Source organism: Moraxella sp. CTOTU48717 (assembly GCF_032057165.1).
Lineage (GTDB): Bacteria > Pseudomonadota > Gammaproteobacteria > Pseudomonadales > Moraxellaceae > Faucicola > Faucicola tetraodonis.
The window spans coordinates 302031-319306 of the sequence record NZ_DAMBBC010000001.1; the positions used below are offsets into that span (position 1 = coordinate 302031).

The following is a 17276-nucleotide window of genomic DNA, read 5'->3' on the forward strand; positions in this document are numbered from 1 at the left end:
GTGATAACTGAACAATTTGGAGATCATCATGACCACGTTAACAATCGAAAAAATCACCCCAAATATTGGCGCGGTGGTGACAGGTGTCGACTTTAGCCAACCTTTGGTAGAGACTCAACAACACGAAATTGAGCAAGCATTATTGACGCATCAAGTCTTATTCTTTCGTAAACAGGCAATTACCCCAAAACAACAAGCGGATTTTGCGCGTCAATTTGGCTCACTGCATATTCACCCGATTTTCCCCCAAGCCGATAACCAGCCAGAGATTGTACTGCTTGATAATCATAAAACCGATTTGCGAGACAATGCCATTTGGCATACTGATGTGACTTTTAGCGAAACGCCACCGCTTGGCAGTATTTTGGCAGCCAAACAAGTTCCAAGCTTTGGTGGTGATACGCTATGGTCAAGCAGCTATGCGGCGTACGATAATTTATCACCTGCGTTTCGCGCTTTTTTGGCAGGGTTGACGGCAACGCACAATATTATTCAATCCTTCCCGCAAGAGCGATTTGGCAATACCCCCGAGGGCTTTGCTCAGTGGCAACAAGCGCAAATTGACAATCCGCCTGTAGTGCATCCTGTCATTCGCACCCACCCTGTCACCGGTAAAAAATTGATTTTTGTCAATGAAGGCTTTACCACAAAGATAAATGAATTGTCCGACTCAGAAAGTAAATCGGTACTCAACTTTTTATTCCAACATATTAGCAAACCTGAGTTTACGGTAAGATGGCACTGGCAAAATGATGACATTGCGTTTTGGGATAATCGAGCTACTCAGCACTATGCGACCCATGATTATGGCGATACGGTACATCGTGTCATGCACCGTGCGACTATCAATGGGGATAAACCGTTTTATCATTCAATCTAATGGTTGCTCAATTAATAGATTCAACAAACTTGCTATCAAGGATAAAACAATCAATGACAATGAGGTAAACTAAAAAGCAGATGATAGTGAATTTATCAATAAAATTAATGTTTTAGATTAAGGATTAAATCAAGAAAATGGTGCGCTCGGCGGGTGTCGAATCAGTGAATCATGGCGTACCATAGTCTATAATTTTTTACATATATTCAATAACTTAGGTTATAGATTATCTCATTTTATTCCATTATTACTATCCTAATATCTGCATTTAATGTACACTAGAATGTACACTAAGGTAATGTATAAATGAATGATTTATGGAAAAACGTAAGCCCATCACTTCAGATCGTAGTATCAGCTCACATAAAGCTGAAGCAAAAGAGTATCTAGTTCCAGTTAAAGGTCGCCCAAAATTATATTTAATGGTACGCCCTAACGAAACAAAGTCATGGCTCTTTCGTTATACTTCACCCAACACTGGTAAAAGTCAACGTATCTCATTTGGCATTTATCCAAGCATTACATTAGCTCGTGCTCATGATATTTGGCAAGAATATCAAGATTTATTAAGTAAAAATATTGACCCAAACGATAATCGAAAAGCTGTTAAGCAAGCGTTATTGCGAAGCAATGATAACACATTCGGTCATTTTGCTGACGAGTACTTTGAAACGCTCAAATCAACGCTTAAGCCTAACACCTTACAACGTAAACTAAACTGCCTAAAACTACTTAAAGACAGCTTTGCTGAAACACCTATTGATGGAATAACGCCGCCGCAAATGCTTTCAATGTTGATTGATGTGCAAAACCAGTTCGTTAAGGCAGACGGTAAACCTACAGAAAAGGCTGAACGCTGTGCCAGCATCGCTAGCGATATTTTTAAGTATGCTAGCGCTCGTGGTTTTTGTAGTACAGACCCTGCCAATATGGTAAAAAGCCAATTGATTAAGCCCGTATACGGTCACCGTCCTGCAATTATTCAGCCCGATAAATTTGCCAAACTGCTACAAGACATTGAATCCTTGGCAACTAAAGTTGATGGTAATACCATTAGTTCACTTAGGCTATTATCTATGCTGTTTGTGCGTAATGGTGATTTACGTCGTATGCGTTGGGCAGATTTAGACTTTAAAGAAGCTAAATGGCGATTTCAACCACTTAAAGGTGAAAGCAAAGAACATATGGTGCGAGATATGGTCGTACCTCTACCCCGTCAAGCCATTGAAATTTTACAACACCAGTATAAAATCAATGGTCATAGTGAGTTTGTTTTTTATAGCCCTTCGGCTAAAAAGAACGGCATAATCTCAGACAATACCGCCAATAAACATCTTAAAGAATTAGGCTATCAAAATGTCCATTGTGTGCATGGATTTCGTGCAAGTGCTAAAACCATGCTCCAAGAACAATTAAAGTACCCAGCAGTGATTGTTGAAATGGGATTGGGTCATATCACCAAAGACCAAAACGGCACAGCTTACGGACGTTTTGAATTCCTTGATGAGAGAACTGAAATGATGCAAACATGGGCAGATTACCTTGATGCTTTAAGCAACGATGAAGATGTGAGCCGTTTTAAAAATCGCACTTCATTGAACCCAAGTAAAGGGATGCCTGAAGAAATTATGAAACAATTAATTAAACAATTAGGAAAAGATAAAATATTAGAATTAATAAAATAAAATTTAATTTTATCTAAAATATACATTATTTAAGAAAAACCTTTTTTGAGAAAATCATGCACAATAAGCTATCTGTTAATATCAACGACTTGCTTTTACAACGTACGATTGAAAGCGAGCATATTGAATAAAAAACTGACTGGAATCCAGAGAGCGTGATCCACACGCTGTGTGCCTTTCCCAATGAATTTTACAACCTTGGTAGTGGCTAGCTATATTGTCATCGGTGTGTCAGAAGAGAATGGAAGACCTGTATTACCGCCTCTGGGCTTGTCGCCAGAGAGAATTGATAAGATTTTAAAAGAATTGGTGCAACTCGAGAAAAACACCATTACGCCAACCTACAACACGCTTACCGCCACTTATGCCATTGAAGGTAAAACAATTTCGGTGCTATGGCGATTGCAGGGGAACATTGTATTGTCTCCTTTTCCCCCATTTGGGTTGTTTAGGTGAGGGTGACAACTATTCTGACAGTGGGGGCACTCAGCTAGTCTTAGATGCCCTAAATCAAGCCTTAGACGCTCAAAGTTTTATTAGAAAGCCATATTTTTTGGAATATTGGAAGAAAATTCTCCTTAACGTTCGTTCACAAATTTTTTTCTGTATTGTTACTCTTATATGAATTTTAGTGCTAAAATTTATTTTAGAAACAGTTTTTAATTTCTATTTGTTGCATTACAAGTAATGATATAAATTAGAATTTAAGTACTATCTTAAACAAAAAACCATAATAGCCCTATCTTCTTGTGAGTTTTTTTATCAATAACTCTATTAAGGGAATATATTGTGCGTGAATAAATAAAGATTTGGAAAGCTTTATTTTTTCTATAGTAAATGTTGATAAATGTTCTATTAGATACTTAAAAAGGATTTTTACAAAGTACTATTAAATAGTTGTCAGCTATTTTTTAAGACTAAAACATGAAAAAATCTTATTATATTCTGATCGCCTTGATATTGGCTGTGGCAGTCGCTTTTGCTGTGTATATGAACTACAAACGTACCGCTGATACGACCCCAGAAGGCTTTGCCTCTTCCAATGGACGTCTACAACTACAAAATATCGATGTGGCTAGCCTACGCGCAGGACGTGTCAGCCAAGTGCTTGTGCATGAAGGTGACTTGGTCGAAAAAGGCACGCCACTGGTGACCTTATCTTCTGAAGAACTTGATACTCAACTGCAAGGTGCCGAAGCTGCCAAATTGCAAGCCGAAGCTGCCAAATTGCAAGCCGAAGGCCGTAAATCGCAAGCGCAAGCTGCCAAAGCTCGTGCTGAAGGCGCGGTCACTCGTGCCATGGGTACTGAAAAACGTGCTGAAGGCGGCTATGCTCGTACCCAAGGCGGTGTCAACCAAGCCGATGCGGTGATTGCTGCTAAAAAAGCCCAATTACAAATCGCGCTAGACAATCTAAACAACACCAAAGCATTGCGGAAAGATGACTTAGTTTCTATCGCTGAATTACAACAGCGTGAGCAGGCCTACCAAGCTGCCAAAGCCGAAGTTCTTGCTGCTCAAGCCGCCAAAGCACAAGCAGCAGCAGGTGGCACAGAAGCACAAGCAGGTATTGCTGAAGCCCAATCGGGTATTGCCGAGGCCAAAGCAGCCGTTGCCGAAGCCCAAGCAGGAATTAACCAAGCCCAAGCAGGGATCGAGCAAGCCCAAGCAGGAATCAACCAAGCCCAATCTCAAATAAATCGTGTCAAATCGATTCAATCAGATATGTATGTGCGTGCCCCACAAGCAGGGCGGGTTGAATATCGCATTGTCGAAGTGGGCAATGTGATTGCCCCTGGTAGCAAAGTTGTAACCTTAGTTGATCCAAACGATGTCTATCTTGAAATCTTTTTGCCAACTGACAGCAGTAATCAAGTTCAAATTGGTAGCCCTGCCCGTATCGTGTTAGACGGTATCAAAGCCGTACTCCCTGCCAAAGTTAGCTTTGTGGCTAACCAATCACAATTCACGCCAAAATCCGTCGAAACCAAAAACGAACGTGAAAAGATGATGTACCGTGTCAAATTAAGTCTTGATCCACAAGTGGCAAGCCGTTACCAAACCTTGCTCAAAGGCGGTATGACAGCCCAAGGTTATGTGCAACTTGATCCAAGTAAAGCATGGAGCAAGGACCTAGAAGTCAAAATGCCATCGATTGTACCAATCGCCCCAAGCCGACCTGTACATCCACAAATCGCATCCACCGTAACGGTAGGGCAATAACCGACAAAGGATGCGTCAGCATGACTTTCGATAACACTCAATCCAAAGACAATAGTGATGACTTTGCTGTGGTAGTGAGCAATGTCTCGCATCGCTATGGTAAGGTCATCCAAGCCATCAAAAACGTCAGTATAGCTATTCCCAAATCTGCTACCATCGGTCTGGTCGGGCCTGATGGCGTCGGCAAATCGACCCTGCTAAGCCTAATTGCTGGGATGAAAAAAATCCAAACTGGCACAGTTCAAGTGCTGAACAAGGATATGCACAATAAAAAAGCTCGAGAGTTTTTACTCAATAAAGTCGCCTTTATGCCACAAGGCTTGGGACATAACCTTTACCCTACCCTATCGGTTTTTGAAAATATCGACTTTCATGCTCGGCTATTTAGCATTGACAAAGCTTCTCGCCAAGCTCGTATTGAGCGATTATTGGTAGCGACCGACTTGCTCAAGTTCAAAGACCGTCCGGCTGGCAAACTCTCTGGTGGTATGAAACAAAAACTCAGCCTGTGCTGTGCCTTGGTGCACGACCCAGATTTGCTAATTTTGGATGAACCGACAACAGGGGTTGACCCCCTCTCGCGTCAGCAGTTCTGGCGATTGGTCGATTCGCTCCGAGCCGAGAACCCAAGCATGACCGTGCTTGTTTCGACAGCGTATATCGATGAAGCCGCCCAGTTTGAGTACATCATCGCGATGAACGATGGCGAAGTGCTAATTAATGATAAAACCACCAATGTGGTGAAAAAATATGCCCAAAACTATTATGATGCTGAAGGTCGGCTCAACCTTGAAGAAGCCTATAATGTGCTATTGCCAGAAAATAAACGCGGCGACAGTAACTTTACAGTACCCCCGTTTGTACCCGACCCTAGCCTACCACCAGCCATTGAAGCCGAAGGCTTAACCAAACGCTTTGGTGACTTTGTGGCAGTGAACCATGTGAGTTTTAGTATCGCTCAAGGTGAGATTTTTGGCTTTCTAGGGTCAAATGGTTGCGGTAAATCCACTACCATGAAAATGTTGACAGGCTTACTTGATGTGACTGAAGGTACAGCCAAATTGCTTGGCGAACCTGTTACCGCAGGTAGCATCGAAAACCGCCTAAAAGTCGGCTATATGTCACAAGCTTTCTCTCTTTACGAAGAACTGACTGTACGTGGTAACTTAAAACTCCATGCCAAACTATACCGTATTCCAGAAAGTGAACAGAAAAACTATATCGACCAAAGCCTTGCCAACTTTGATTTGACCAAAGAAGCCGACAAACTGCCGGCAGATTTACCACTGGGTATTCGCCAACGCCTGCAATTAGCAGCTGCATGCTTGCACCAACCTAAAGTGTTGATTTTAGATGAGCCGACGTCAGGGGTTGACCCCGCTGCAAGGGATATGTTTTGGAAAAAATTGGTCGAATTATCTCGTGAACAACGGATTACCATTTTTGTCTCCACCCATTTTATGAGTGAAGCGTTGCGTTGTGATCGTATTTCGCTGATGCAGCAAGGCAACTTGCTAGCGGTGGGCAAACCACGAGAGTTACAAGCCAACAAACACGCCAAAACGTTGGAAGAAGCCTTTATCGAGTATTTACTCGAAACATCCAATGACAACAAAGTCGAGCAAAAACCCATTAGAGCTAATAATCAAGCAAATGGCGAACAGATCAAATCAACCACACCGCAAACACAATCGGCTAAAGAGACTGGTAAAAAAGCCACCCACCGTAAAGGCTTATGGGCTTGGTTGTCACTCATGCTTGCTTTTGCCAATCGGGAAAGCAAAGAATTACGCCGAGATAAAATTCGGCTATCATTTGCTTTGATTGGCCCTGTGATCATCATGATGACGGTAGCGTATGCTGTGTCGTTTGACATTAATCATTTGAACATGGCAGTTATCGACCACGACCAAAGTACTGAAAGCCGTGAACTTATCCAATATTTTGATGGTTCGCCTTATTTTTCGGGCGTAAAAAAGCTTGACTCTATCGAAGAAGTCCAAACGCAGCTTAAAAGCGGTCAATCTAAACTGGTGTTAGAAATCCCTGACCATTTTGCTTCAGATATGAAGCACTTAGACAGACCTGAGATTAATTTTTATATTGACGGTAGTGCGCCCTTTATTGCAGACAATATCAAAGGCTTTGTCACAGGTATTTTACTCAACTATGCCCAAGACAAAATCCGTCAAACAGGCTTACCCCTTGATACCCGCCCTGTGATGGTGATAGACCCGCGTTTTTTATATAATCAAGGCTTTGCCAGTATTTATGCCATCATCCCTGGCACGATTATGCTTGGCTTGATTTTGATTCCTGCGATGATGACTGCTTTAGGGGTAGTACGAGAAAAAGAACTCGGCTCAATTAGCAATCTTTATACATCTCCTGCCTCAACCACCCAGTTTTTAATAGGAAAGCAAATACCCTATATTTTGACCGCATTGGGCAGTTATTTTAGCTTAGTTTGGATTGCAATCGTCATTATTGGTGTGCCGATCAAAGGCTCGTTTATGGGACTAACCATTGGGGCATTTTTGTTGGTGTGTACTGCAACAGGCTTTGGATTATGGATTTCTTCAATGATGAAAACCCAAGTTTCTGCTGTGTTTGCTACGGCGGTGGCTGCCATGATTCCTGCATTGAACTTCTCAGGATTTTTATACCCACTGTCATCGATCACAGGCAGTAGCCATTGGGTAGGTCAAGCTTTTCCTGCGGCATACTTCCAACAAATCAGCTTAGGTGCATTTACCAAAGGGTTAGACATTGACAGTTTTGTGCATAACTATGTGATTATTTTAGGCTTTGGGGTTGCCTATGTAACCTTGGCAAGTCTGTGTTTGCAAAAACAGGAGAAATAAGCCATGTATCATCAAGTTAGCAGGCCACCATCCCCATGGGGACAATGGGTTAAAAACGTCATCACCTTAACCAACAAGGAGTTTCAAACCCTATTTAGCGATAAAATGGTAATTATCATCATTGCTTTTTTGTTCACCGTGTCGATTTATACCATTTCGACAGGGATCACTACCGAAGTGCATAACGCCACTGTGGCAGTGGTTGACCACGACCAATCGCAAATGAGCAATTATATGGTATCGACCCTACAACCACCAAACTTTCAAAAACCCGTGTATATACCAGATACTGAAAAACTCAGTGATGGCTTTGATAAAGGCGACTATATTTTCTCGCTTGAATTTCCAGAAAATTTTGAGAAAGACGTGCGGGATAATAAACATCCAACGGTGCAACTTTCTGCTGATGCCACTGCCGTGTCGCAAGCAGGGGTGGGTATGGTATATATCCAAGAGATTTTTAATAAAGAAAGCTATAACTATCTTAAAAAAACCAGCCCGTTAGACCAACTACCGGTCAAGGTGCAAACCAGCGTGTGGTTTAATCCGAATACTACCAGCCATTGGTTTTTCTCGGTAACCAACATTGTGGGCTTCATTTTTTTACTTGCCATGATGCTAGTGGGCGCAGCGATTATCCGTGAAAAAGAACGAGGAACGATTGAGCATTTACTGGTCATGCCTGTTTCCGCCAACCAAATAGCCTTGTCAAAAATCATCAGTAACGGCGTGGTGATAGCGACGGCTGCGTTTTTATCCTTGATGTTTGTGGTGCAAGGGTGGCTTGGTGTCCAGATTAATGGCTCAATTGCCTTGTATATGCTGGGTACATTTTTATTTTTATTCTCGGCGTCGGCAATGGGTATTATGTTTGCTACCCTTGCGCCGACTTTGCCACAATTTGGACTATTGTCGTTGCCGGTGTATGTGGTTTTACGACTAATATCAGGCGGCGATGCCCCCTTTGAGAGTATGCCTACCTGGGTGCAAAGTATTTCGCAATTCTCCCCTGTGACCCAATATGCCTTATTTAGCCATGCGGTACTATTTCGTGACGCCAATTTGCCTATCGTGGGACATTATTTGCTCGAGATGACCGTGTCAGGTCTGATTTTTATGTTTTTTGCCCTAAAACGCTTCCGCAGTATGCTTGATAAACAAGGGTAAAGATAATTTTGGCAAAATTACGGTATATTGGGTGTATGCGTTATACCCTTACCAATCGAGATGTTAACCAAATCCAAAGTTAAAAATAGTGATAAAAATGACCGGTAAAACTATGAAGCAATCTACTTTATCTCATTTAATTTTAGCAGGTATATTAACCACTGCTTTTACCGCCAGTTTAACTGGCTGTCAAAATACGCCTGTCAAATCGCAATCCCAAGTTGTTATGCCACAAAAATTTAATTATGTATTGCCGGTTGGTGAGCAAAGCAATATCAGCACATGGTGGCAAAATTTCCATGACCCTGTACTTACTAGCCTAATCGAGCATGCCCTACAAACGGCACCGGATATACGAGAAGCTAAGGCTCGGATTGATGAAGCAAGTGCAGTTGCTAATCTTGCCAATGCCAATAAAGGTATTATGGTAGGTGCCGGTGGCAGCATCACAGGCGTGAATAGTGATGTCGATAACCCTTTACCCTCTAAGGTCCGCAAACCTCTAGGTATGCTTGGTAGTGATTGGGGCGATTCTAGCCTTGATGTTGATGGACATGCTTATCATTTGGGCATATTAGCTAGTTGGGAACCTGATTTTTTTGGCAAAAAACAAAGCGATGCCGATGCCGCAGGCTACGCCTATCTTGCGACCCAAGAAAAAATCCACGGTGCTCATATGCTAGTCGCTGCCAAAATCGCCCAAGCGTATTTTCAAGCACGCAGTAAAGAACAAGAAGCGTTAATTCTCAAGCAAACCCAATCTTCGCTAAGCGAGTTACGCCGTTACGCCAAAGCGCGTTTTGATTTAGGACAAGCGACTCGCTATGACATTGATGATATCGATATTAAATTGCAAGGTATCAAAGCCAAACAAGACAATCTATCTGCAGAACGTCAAGCCAACATCCGCCAAATCGCAGTATTAAGTGGTAAGACATCACAAGACTTTGACTTGCCACCTAGCCCTGTCAATGTCTTAAAACACTTGCCCCCTGCCCCACAAGGCTATTATCCTAGCGACTTACTGACCCGTCGCCCCGATATTCGCGCCAAACAGGCGCAAGTTAATGCACTAGCCGCTTTGCATGGTAGCGCGGTTGCCGACCAATACCCTAGATTTGGGATTAATTTTGGGGCATTGAATGGCGGTTTGTCCATTAGTAATAATAACTTAGATAGTACTGGGATAACCGCAGGGCTGATTAATGCCAATGTCTCGGTGCCATTGTTTACCAATGGCCGTATTAAACATAACATCGAAGCAGCCGATGCCCGAGTACAGGCGGTAATGGCGGACTATGATAAAACCTTGCTCACTGCATTGGCAGAAGTGGATAACAGCTCACAGCTTAATATCGCTTTGATTCGTCAACATCGTAACCTACAAAATGCCGTCAAAGATGCCGAACTGCAGGCAGACCATGCCAAAAAGTTATTTAATTATGGACGACTAACCTTTGATGATATGCCAAAGGCTCGAATCACCGCCCAAGAATATGAGCAAAATTTGCTACAGAATGAATTGGGTCAAGCCCTTAATTTGATTGCCTTATATAACAGCTTGGGTGGTGGGTGGTAATTGATTCACTTGATTATAGGCTGATTGTTTAACTTCGCTACATGATCAGCCTGCCAATTTGAAAGTATATTTTGTTTAGAATGTCCAATACACAACTTATAAATGCATTTTTAGGCTTAGCCGGATTTTTCAAACAATACGTTGCTTTATCGCTTTTACAGCCTTGGTAACTTAGCTCCGTTTCATGAATGAATTGTCGATGACAGTCTTTGCATTGGTAGTTCTGCTTGCCATAGATTTTCCAGCCGTTTTTCTTTATACTAAAGCCAAGACAGCTTGGGCATCTGATTGTAATTTGTGTCTTCATAACCTCAAATTATCATCTTTTTCTCAAGCTGTCTTTTTTATTTACACCTCAGCATACTTTTCAGACCAGTACCACAATGAGGGCTGTGGTTTGAAAAGTATGCTCACTAGAACCAGCGGTAGTTTTCAAAAAACTGGGGTCAGACGATGATGCAGTTGTCTCTCCATTTCCCTGGTCGATTAGATGCGGTAATGAGCCTCTAATTTAATTTATCCTGACACAGAATTTTGAACGCCCTCAAACGATCTCTATGAATCATACATTTAATTTAATTTAATTCCAATGCACCAATTACCGCTTTACCCCAACTTGGTAACTCTTGACTAATCGAATACCAAATCCAAGTGCCTTTACGCTCACTTTCTAAAATACCGATTTGCTTTAATTGGTTTAAATGCCGTGAGATAGTTGGCTGGGGTTGGTCTAACTCGCTAATGATGTCACACACGCATAACGCTTGCTTCTGATTAAGTAGTTGCACAATTTTTAATCTGGTGGGGTCGCTTAACGCCTTGAGAAAGTCTGTTTTATTCATATATTTACATATCCAAATATATAGATTATAGTATAGCTCAATTTTAACAGGTTTCTATAGGCAGTCAATGATTACCGCATTACTCATTTTTCTAGTGACTTTGATATTTGTAATATGGCAACCTAAAGGCTTGGGCATCGGTTGGACTGCCAGTATCGGGGCTGGGATAGCTTTGCTATTAGGGGTAATAACGGTTGCCGATATTCCTGTAGTGTGGAATATTGTTTGGAACGCTACCTTTGCCTTTATTGCTATTATTATTATTAGTCTGTTACTTGATGAAGCAGGCTTTTTCCGCTATATCGCCTTGCACGTCGCAAGATTAGCAAAAGGTAGCGGTAATCGGTTGTTTGCGTTTATTGTGCTACTTGGGGCGGTGGTATCGGCATTGTTTGCCAATGATGGTGTGGCTTTGATATTAACACCCATTGTGATTGCGATTTTAACCACGTTACGCTTTTCCCCTGCGACTACCCTTGCTTTTATTATGACAGCAGGGTTTATCGCTGATACCGCCAGTATTCCGCTCGTGGTGTCTAATTTGGTAAATATTGTGTCGGCTGACTTTTTTAAAATCCCTTTTACCGATTATGCCAAAGTGATGATACCAGTAAACGTAGTAGCGGTTGTCACCTCATTATTGGTATTGTATGGGTTTTATCATAAAGACATTCCTACGGTTTATGCGTTGGATTTAATCGAAAACTCACAATCGGCTATCGTGGATAAAAATACCTTTATCATGGGTTGGGTGGTATTGGCGTTACTGTTGTTGGGTTTTTTCGTACTTGAGCCTATAGGTGTACCCATTAGCTTCATTGCAGGGGTTGGAGCGTTGGTGTTGCTTGTGGTAGCGAAAATGGGTAAAAAAATAACGGTGTTGCCGATTGTCAAAAATGCCCCATGGCAAGTGGTGATATTTTCATTGGGTATGTATTTGGTGGTGTATGGTTTAAAAAATGCAGGGCTGACCGATTATTTAGCTCATGAGTTAAGCCAACTCGCTAATCATGGCATGATGACAGCTACAGTAGCAACAGGGTTATTATCGGCAGGGCTTTCATCTGTCATGAATAATATGCCAACGGTGCTAATTCAAGCTTTAGCGATTGATGAGGCGATTATCCATGACCCCATGATAAAGCAGGCCATGATTTATGCCAATGTAATAGGCTGTGATTTAGGCACGAAAATTACCCCGATTGGCTCACTCGCTACCTTATTATGGTTGCACGTTTTAGCCAGTAAAAATATTACGGTGAGTTGGGGCTATTATATTAAAGTCGGTATTATTTTAACCTTGCCTGTATTGGTGGCTACATTGGTTGCATTGGCAATTTGGTTGCCAATAATTCAATAATTTTAAAACTTAAAAAGGAACAAGTATGCAAAATATCACAATTTACCACAACCCTAACTGTGGCACATCACGCAACACGCTTGCTCTTATCAAACATCAAGGAATTGAGCCTTCTGTTATTCAGTATTTGGATAACCCACCTGATGAAACAACCCTGCGTGATTTAATTACCAAAATGGGTATTACCCCAAGACAATTACTGCGTGTAAATGTGCCGCCTTACGCTGAACGTAAACTAGATAACCTTAGTTTGACTGATGATGACCTTATTCAAGCTATGTTAGCTGACCCACTTCTAATCAATCGTCCAATCGTTGTGAGTGATAAAGGCGTTAAGCTGTGCCGTCCTTCCGAAGTTGTACTAGATTTGATTGATACGCCCTTAACCAAAACCTTTATCAAAGAAGATGGGGAAAAGATTGAGCCGAAAATTTAGTCAAAACACCTGTTTTTATTGAACTTGTAAGCCGTTACTGGGAATCCCGAGTAACGGCTTTCTCATTTCAGCAATAAACTATCGGGCTGTGGTATAAAAAGAATGCTCACTATACCCAGCCATAATTGACATAGTGGAACAGTAAATCAAACGCTTTAAAATGATTTGCTAGCTTTTTCGAAAAACAGCTTGTCTTTCGAAAGACTCGCCTAAGCCTTTGCCTAAAACGATTGTTGTTCCCTTCAATATCAACCGTATGGTATTTACCCACCTTTTTAAAGTCAAAATCAAAGGCGGTTAAAAAACTATCCCAGTTATCACAGCAGATATAGCCAAAGTCAATGCCTAACGCATCAAGCTTGGCTCTTAGCTCTCTAGCCGTCTTTAGATTACGTTTGCCCCATACGAAGGCAACAATCTCACTGGTATCTGAGTCGTATGCATAGACTAGCCATACCTTGTTCTTCTTATGCCCTACATACGTCCAAAACTCATCCACTTGCAGTTTTAGATAATAGCGTTGTTTGGGTTTTATATCATGGTTTGAATTGACTAAAACGCTTAATATTTTGTACTTGCTAACTTTCTCAATGATAACAATGTCAGCAACAATACAGCCTCGAACTAGCATTAAGCGTATCTTGGCATTGATTTCGCTTTTGCATCCTTGGTAGCTTAAATCCATCTCATGGATGAATTGCCGATGGCAGTCTTTGCATCGATAATTCTGTTTACCATAGATTTTCCAGCCATTTTTCTTTATACTTAAACCCAGACAGCTTGGGCATCTGATTGTAATTTGTGTCTTCATAACCTCAAATTATCATCTTTTTCTCAAGCTGTCTTTTTTATTTACACCTCAGCATACTTTTCAGACCAGTACCGATTATTTTAGTTAAATAAGTGAATATAATTTAAGTAGGGCAATTTTAAGCTGAGTATCTTTTCATTAGACTAATATTTGAAACAAAATCTTAACTTATAATTACATTTTTTAACATTAAATTTCATGGTTAATTGTTAAACTAAAAAAAGGTGGACTAATGATAGAAATCTAGTGAACATAGATTCGTATCAAATAAAAAGTTATTAAAGCTTGGACTGCAAGTATCTAACTTCTTATTTTTTATTACGAATAGCTTCTTTATTTCTGAGCCCACCTCCTCTTAAAAGCCGTATGAAAATTACGGCTTTTTTTATTGTTTGATTTTTATAGAAACGATTTGAATAATAAAACTTAATCCAATTAAGTGCATAGCAGATTTATTCAGCTATTAAATTGAGTAAAACCCCTCAAATTTATTATTTAAGTCAATTTGCCATGATATTACAACTTCCTCACCACACTCACCACCACCCCAAATAGCTCCAGATTATCCTTGATAAGGATATCAGGATAATCCGGGTTATGTGAGCGTAGAATAATATTGTCACCTAAGATAAGCTGTTTTGCCATAAAGCCATCATCCACTAAGGCTATCACAATGTCTTTATGCTTAGCCGTTATCGCTCTATCCACCACCAAAATATCATGCGGATAAATCCCAATATCTTTTAAGCTATAGCCTGCCACCTCAACAAGGTAAGTTGAACTTGGATGATTAACCAACAACTCATTTAAATCAATACGGTCTTGCACATAGTCACTGGCAGGACTTGGAAATCCAGCTCGTACCACATCGTTAAATAACGGAAAATACTGTTTTTCAAGTAGTTCGTCTAATAAGCCAATAATTGCCACTGTCATGAATTGCCGCCTTAATGTACTTTTGGGAGTTGTTTAACATTGGTGGTATAACAAGGAGACAACATATCACGGCTCATCTGCCATGTTTTGGTAGTGCCTTCACTGGCAAATTTTAAGGTATGTGCGCCAAACTGAAGATTGATCGTATCTAACGCTTGCATTAGCCTGTGGCTCTTCTCAATATCATAAGCCGCCCTATTTTCGAACAAATCGTCTTGGTAGGGTTTATGGCTATAAAAATCAGTGAGCATTACCCCTGCTTTGGCATATCGGTAGCCATCCAGCCAGAGTTTATCGACAAGTAGAGTTGCCATTTTAATAAATAGACGGCTGTCATCAGATGGGTGTATCAGTTCACTTGATAAGCTAACACTACGTTGTTTTCCATTGTGATTAAATTGACCTGTACGAATAAAAACCGTAATACGTTTGGCTAGGCTTTGCTGATTGCGTAGTTTTTCACAGGCTCGGGTGGTATAAAGTACCACTGCTTCGATAATTTGGGTTTTATCTGTTATACGCTGACCAAAGCTACGGCTACAAACGATTTCTTTTTTGGGCTCAGTAGCATCCAAGCCATAACAACGAATGCCGTTAAGTTCTAAGGCGGTACGTTCAGTTAACACACTGGTTTGTTTTGCTAACGGTTTGATGAGATAGTTGGCTAAATCTAAGGCAGTTTTTATGCCTAAAATATTTAAGCGTTTGGTGAGTTGGCGTCCAACACCCCAAATGTCAGCGATATCGGTTTGGGCAAGCAGCTGTGTACGGTAATCATGGTTGTCAATTACACAGATACCGCCTTGTTGTTTGGCATAGTGATTTGCTAGTTTCGCTAAGGTTTTGGTAGGTGCAATGCCGACACCCACAGGTACGCCTACATTTTTATAGACCGTTTGCTTCACCTGGTTGGCATAGGCATCAAGTCCTATTAATGCGGTGGTATAGCCTGTTAAGTCTAACCAAGCTTCATCAATGCTATAAATCTCACAGTCAGGTGATAAGCTTTCTAAGGTGGTCATCACGCGGTTAGAGATATCTTGGTACAGTGTGTAGTTACTGCTAAAAACCACACAGCCACTCTTCTCAAGTAAGTCTTTGCACTGAAAATACGGTATGCCCATTTTGACAATCTTTTTAGCCAAGGCACAGCGTGCAATGACACAGCCATCGTTGTTGGATAATACAACGACTGGTATATTTCGTAGGTCAGGACGAAATAGTTTTTCGCAGGACGCATAAAAGCTATTGCAGTCAACAAGGGCATACATGTTTCATCAGCCTAAAGTTATGGTATTGATAAATACTTAATGGACTGACTTTAAGTGTAGTGAATTGGTGCGTTTTTTTTCAAGGGTGAAAAAAATGTAAGCGACGATTTACGTCGCTTACATTTTGATTTTGATACGATACTTCGTTTACTTTCTTATGCTTCTATCTCATTAGTTACTTGATAACAAATACTATCTAGGAAAGCCATGCGATAAGGATATATTTGGCTTTCAACATTAGCATTTTGATACCAATTAGATTCCTTAATTTGCTGTAAAACTTCCCAATATTGGTTCGGCTTTGCTTTTATAGGCATTTCATACAAGTAATTTAAATTGTAATTATTTAACCCATTTAATCCAACAAACACATCAGGACGTTTCAAAGTTAAAAAACGATAGTAGCTTGACATCATATTAGGATGTTTGCTTGATGAAATTTCATTAAATTTTTTGATATAATTAACAAAATCTCTTTTTGTTACTTCACCTTCTAATGGAATTAAATCTAGCGCGTCAGAAATAATGATTGCTTGCACTTGCTTGGGCTTAGTGGGATTAAAATAACCCTTCATTTTACCTACAGCAGTTAAAGCACCGAACCATGCGAAGAAAGGAAATTCTGGTTCACTCAACTTACAAACGCCTGCAATAACTCGTTGGTCACCAATGGGCATAGTTTTGAGAGACTTATATTGTTTAAATTTTTCTTGTGCGAAATCTAATAGCTCTTTTCTTTCTCCCATACATTGTTCAGGTTGTTCGTCTTGACGATCTAAGAATTCTTGTCTTGTAAACTCTTCAAACTCATTCCAATTTAATGCATAAGCTGAGTTAATATGGCGTGTTTTCATAGGGGGTTACCTTTAAATAATCTAACTTACAACAATGTTTATTTATATTCGCTAAAGTAATAATATCTTAATTATCGGACATTATTAGTCCGATGATTTAATACAGTGAAAATATCTCTTATTTTTGTCATTCTATATATTTTATTCATATTGAAGCCAAATTAATCGGGAAATGCATGTCATTATCTAATAAAGAAACGCCTTTGTTAAAACAAATACTAACACTTTATAAGGCTTTGCCCAAAGGGCAAAACCACGCTATAACTATTACTCAATTATTAGCTAAAGCAGAAGTAAAATTGGCTTATGAAATGTAAGCATCCGACCATCCCATCTACCACCATTCTAAAAAATACGAGATAGTGCCC

General features: G+C 40.5%; 15 protein-coding genes and 1 pseudogene. 10 read left to right on the forward strand and 6 right to left on the reverse strand.

From position 1 onward, the window contains the following. Window positions 1-16 precede the first annotated feature (16 nt). The 7 genes from tauD (at window position 17) to RT084_RS01535 (ending at window position 10398) form a co-directional block, all read left to right on the forward strand. On the forward strand, window positions 17-880 hold the full coding sequence (gene tauD / locus RT084_RS01505; protein WP_309593675.1) for a taurine dioxygenase: 864 nt from the start codon (window positions 17-19) through the stop codon (window positions 878-880). A gap of 317 nt (window positions 881-1197) precedes the next feature. After that, complete coding sequence (locus RT084_RS01510) at window positions 1198-2565, forward strand: tyrosine-type recombinase/integrase (RefSeq protein ID WP_313097351.1); 1368 nt, start codon at window positions 1198-1200, stop codon at window positions 2563-2565. A gap of 183 nt (window positions 2566-2748) precedes the next feature. Further along, complete coding sequence (locus RT084_RS01515) at window positions 2749-3021, forward strand: hypothetical protein (protein ID WP_312539751.1); 273 nt, start codon at window positions 2749-2751, stop codon at window positions 3019-3021. Between the two features lie 468 nt (window positions 3022-3489). Beyond that, entirely contained in the window at window positions 3490-4788 is a 1299-nt protein-coding gene (locus RT084_RS01520) for an HlyD family secretion protein (RefSeq protein ID WP_159675751.1), read from the forward strand. 20 nt (window positions 4789-4808) lie between these two features. After that, window positions 4809-7652, forward strand: a complete 2844-nt coding sequence (gene rbbA, locus RT084_RS01525) for a ribosome-associated ATPase/putative transporter RbbA (protein ID WP_313097353.1) — start codon at window positions 4809-4811, stop codon at window positions 7650-7652. Window positions 7653-7655: 3 nt separating this feature from the next. Next, window positions 7656-8819: an ABC transporter permease gene (locus RT084_RS01530; RefSeq protein ID WP_007115653.1), complete on the forward strand. Its 1164-nt coding sequence runs from the start codon at window positions 7656-7658 to the stop codon at window positions 8817-8819. A gap of 97 nt (window positions 8820-8916) precedes the next feature. Next, on the forward strand, window positions 8917-10398 hold the full coding sequence (locus tag RT084_RS01535) for a TolC family protein (protein WP_313097355.1): 1482 nt from the start codon (window positions 8917-8919) through the stop codon (window positions 10396-10398). A 151-nt stretch (window positions 10399-10549) separates the two neighbouring features. Here RT084_RS01535 and RT084_RS01540 read toward each other — a convergent pair. Together RT084_RS01540 and RT084_RS01545 are read right to left on the reverse strand one after the other, a co-directional pair. Then, window positions 10550-10705, reverse strand: a pseudogene (locus tag RT084_RS01540) (transposase-like zinc-binding domain-containing protein); the annotation flags it as partial. A 268-nt stretch (window positions 10706-10973) separates the two neighbouring features. Further along, entirely contained in the window at window positions 10974-11240 is a 267-nt protein-coding gene (locus RT084_RS01545; protein ID WP_007117092.1) for an ArsR/SmtB family transcription factor, read from the reverse strand. A 67-nt stretch (window positions 11241-11307) separates the two neighbouring features. On the opposite strand from RT084_RS01545, the gene RT084_RS01550 reads away from it, so the two are divergent. Both RT084_RS01550 and arsC read left to right on the forward strand, forming a co-directional pair. Continuing rightward, complete coding sequence (locus RT084_RS01550) at window positions 11308-12600, forward strand: arsenic transporter (RefSeq protein WP_313097357.1); 1293 nt, start codon at window positions 11308-11310, stop codon at window positions 12598-12600. 25 nt (window positions 12601-12625) lie between these two features. Beyond that, window positions 12626-13036 (forward strand): arsenate reductase (glutaredoxin), encoded by a 411-nt coding sequence (arsC, locus tag RT084_RS01555; protein WP_312385592.1) that lies wholly within the window; start codon window positions 12626-12628, stop codon window positions 13034-13036. A gap of 109 nt (window positions 13037-13145) precedes the next feature. Here the strand turns inward: arsC and RT084_RS01560 are convergent, their stop codons facing one another. The 4 genes from RT084_RS01560 to RT084_RS01575 form a co-directional block, all read right to left on the reverse strand. After that, the gene (locus RT084_RS01560; protein ID WP_312385590.1) at window positions 13146-13847 is read right to left on the reverse strand and encodes an IS1 family transposase; all 702 of its coding nucleotides are present in this window, start codon (window positions 13845-13847) and stop codon (window positions 13146-13148) included. Window positions 13848-14363: 516 nt separating this feature from the next. Then, window positions 14364-14783: a translesion error-prone DNA polymerase V autoproteolytic subunit gene (gene umuD / locus RT084_RS01565; protein WP_312385589.1), complete on the reverse strand. Its 420-nt coding sequence runs from the start codon at window positions 14781-14783 to the stop codon at window positions 14364-14366. A gap of 11 nt (window positions 14784-14794) precedes the next feature. Further along, window positions 14795-16054, reverse strand: coding sequence for a translesion error-prone DNA polymerase V subunit UmuC (umuC, locus tag RT084_RS01570; protein WP_312385588.1), 1260 nt, complete (start codon window positions 16052-16054; stop codon window positions 14795-14797). Between the two features lie 155 nt (window positions 16055-16209). After that, complete coding sequence (locus RT084_RS01575; RefSeq protein WP_312385587.1) at window positions 16210-16908, reverse strand: hypothetical protein; 699 nt, start codon at window positions 16906-16908, stop codon at window positions 16210-16212. A 176-nt stretch (window positions 16909-17084) separates the two neighbouring features. On the opposite strand from RT084_RS01575, the gene RT084_RS01580 reads away from it, so the two are divergent. After that, window positions 17085-17225 (forward strand): hypothetical protein, encoded by a 141-nt coding sequence (locus tag RT084_RS01580; RefSeq protein WP_312385586.1) that lies wholly within the window; start codon window positions 17085-17087, stop codon window positions 17223-17225. Window positions 17226-17276: the final 51 nt, after the last annotated feature.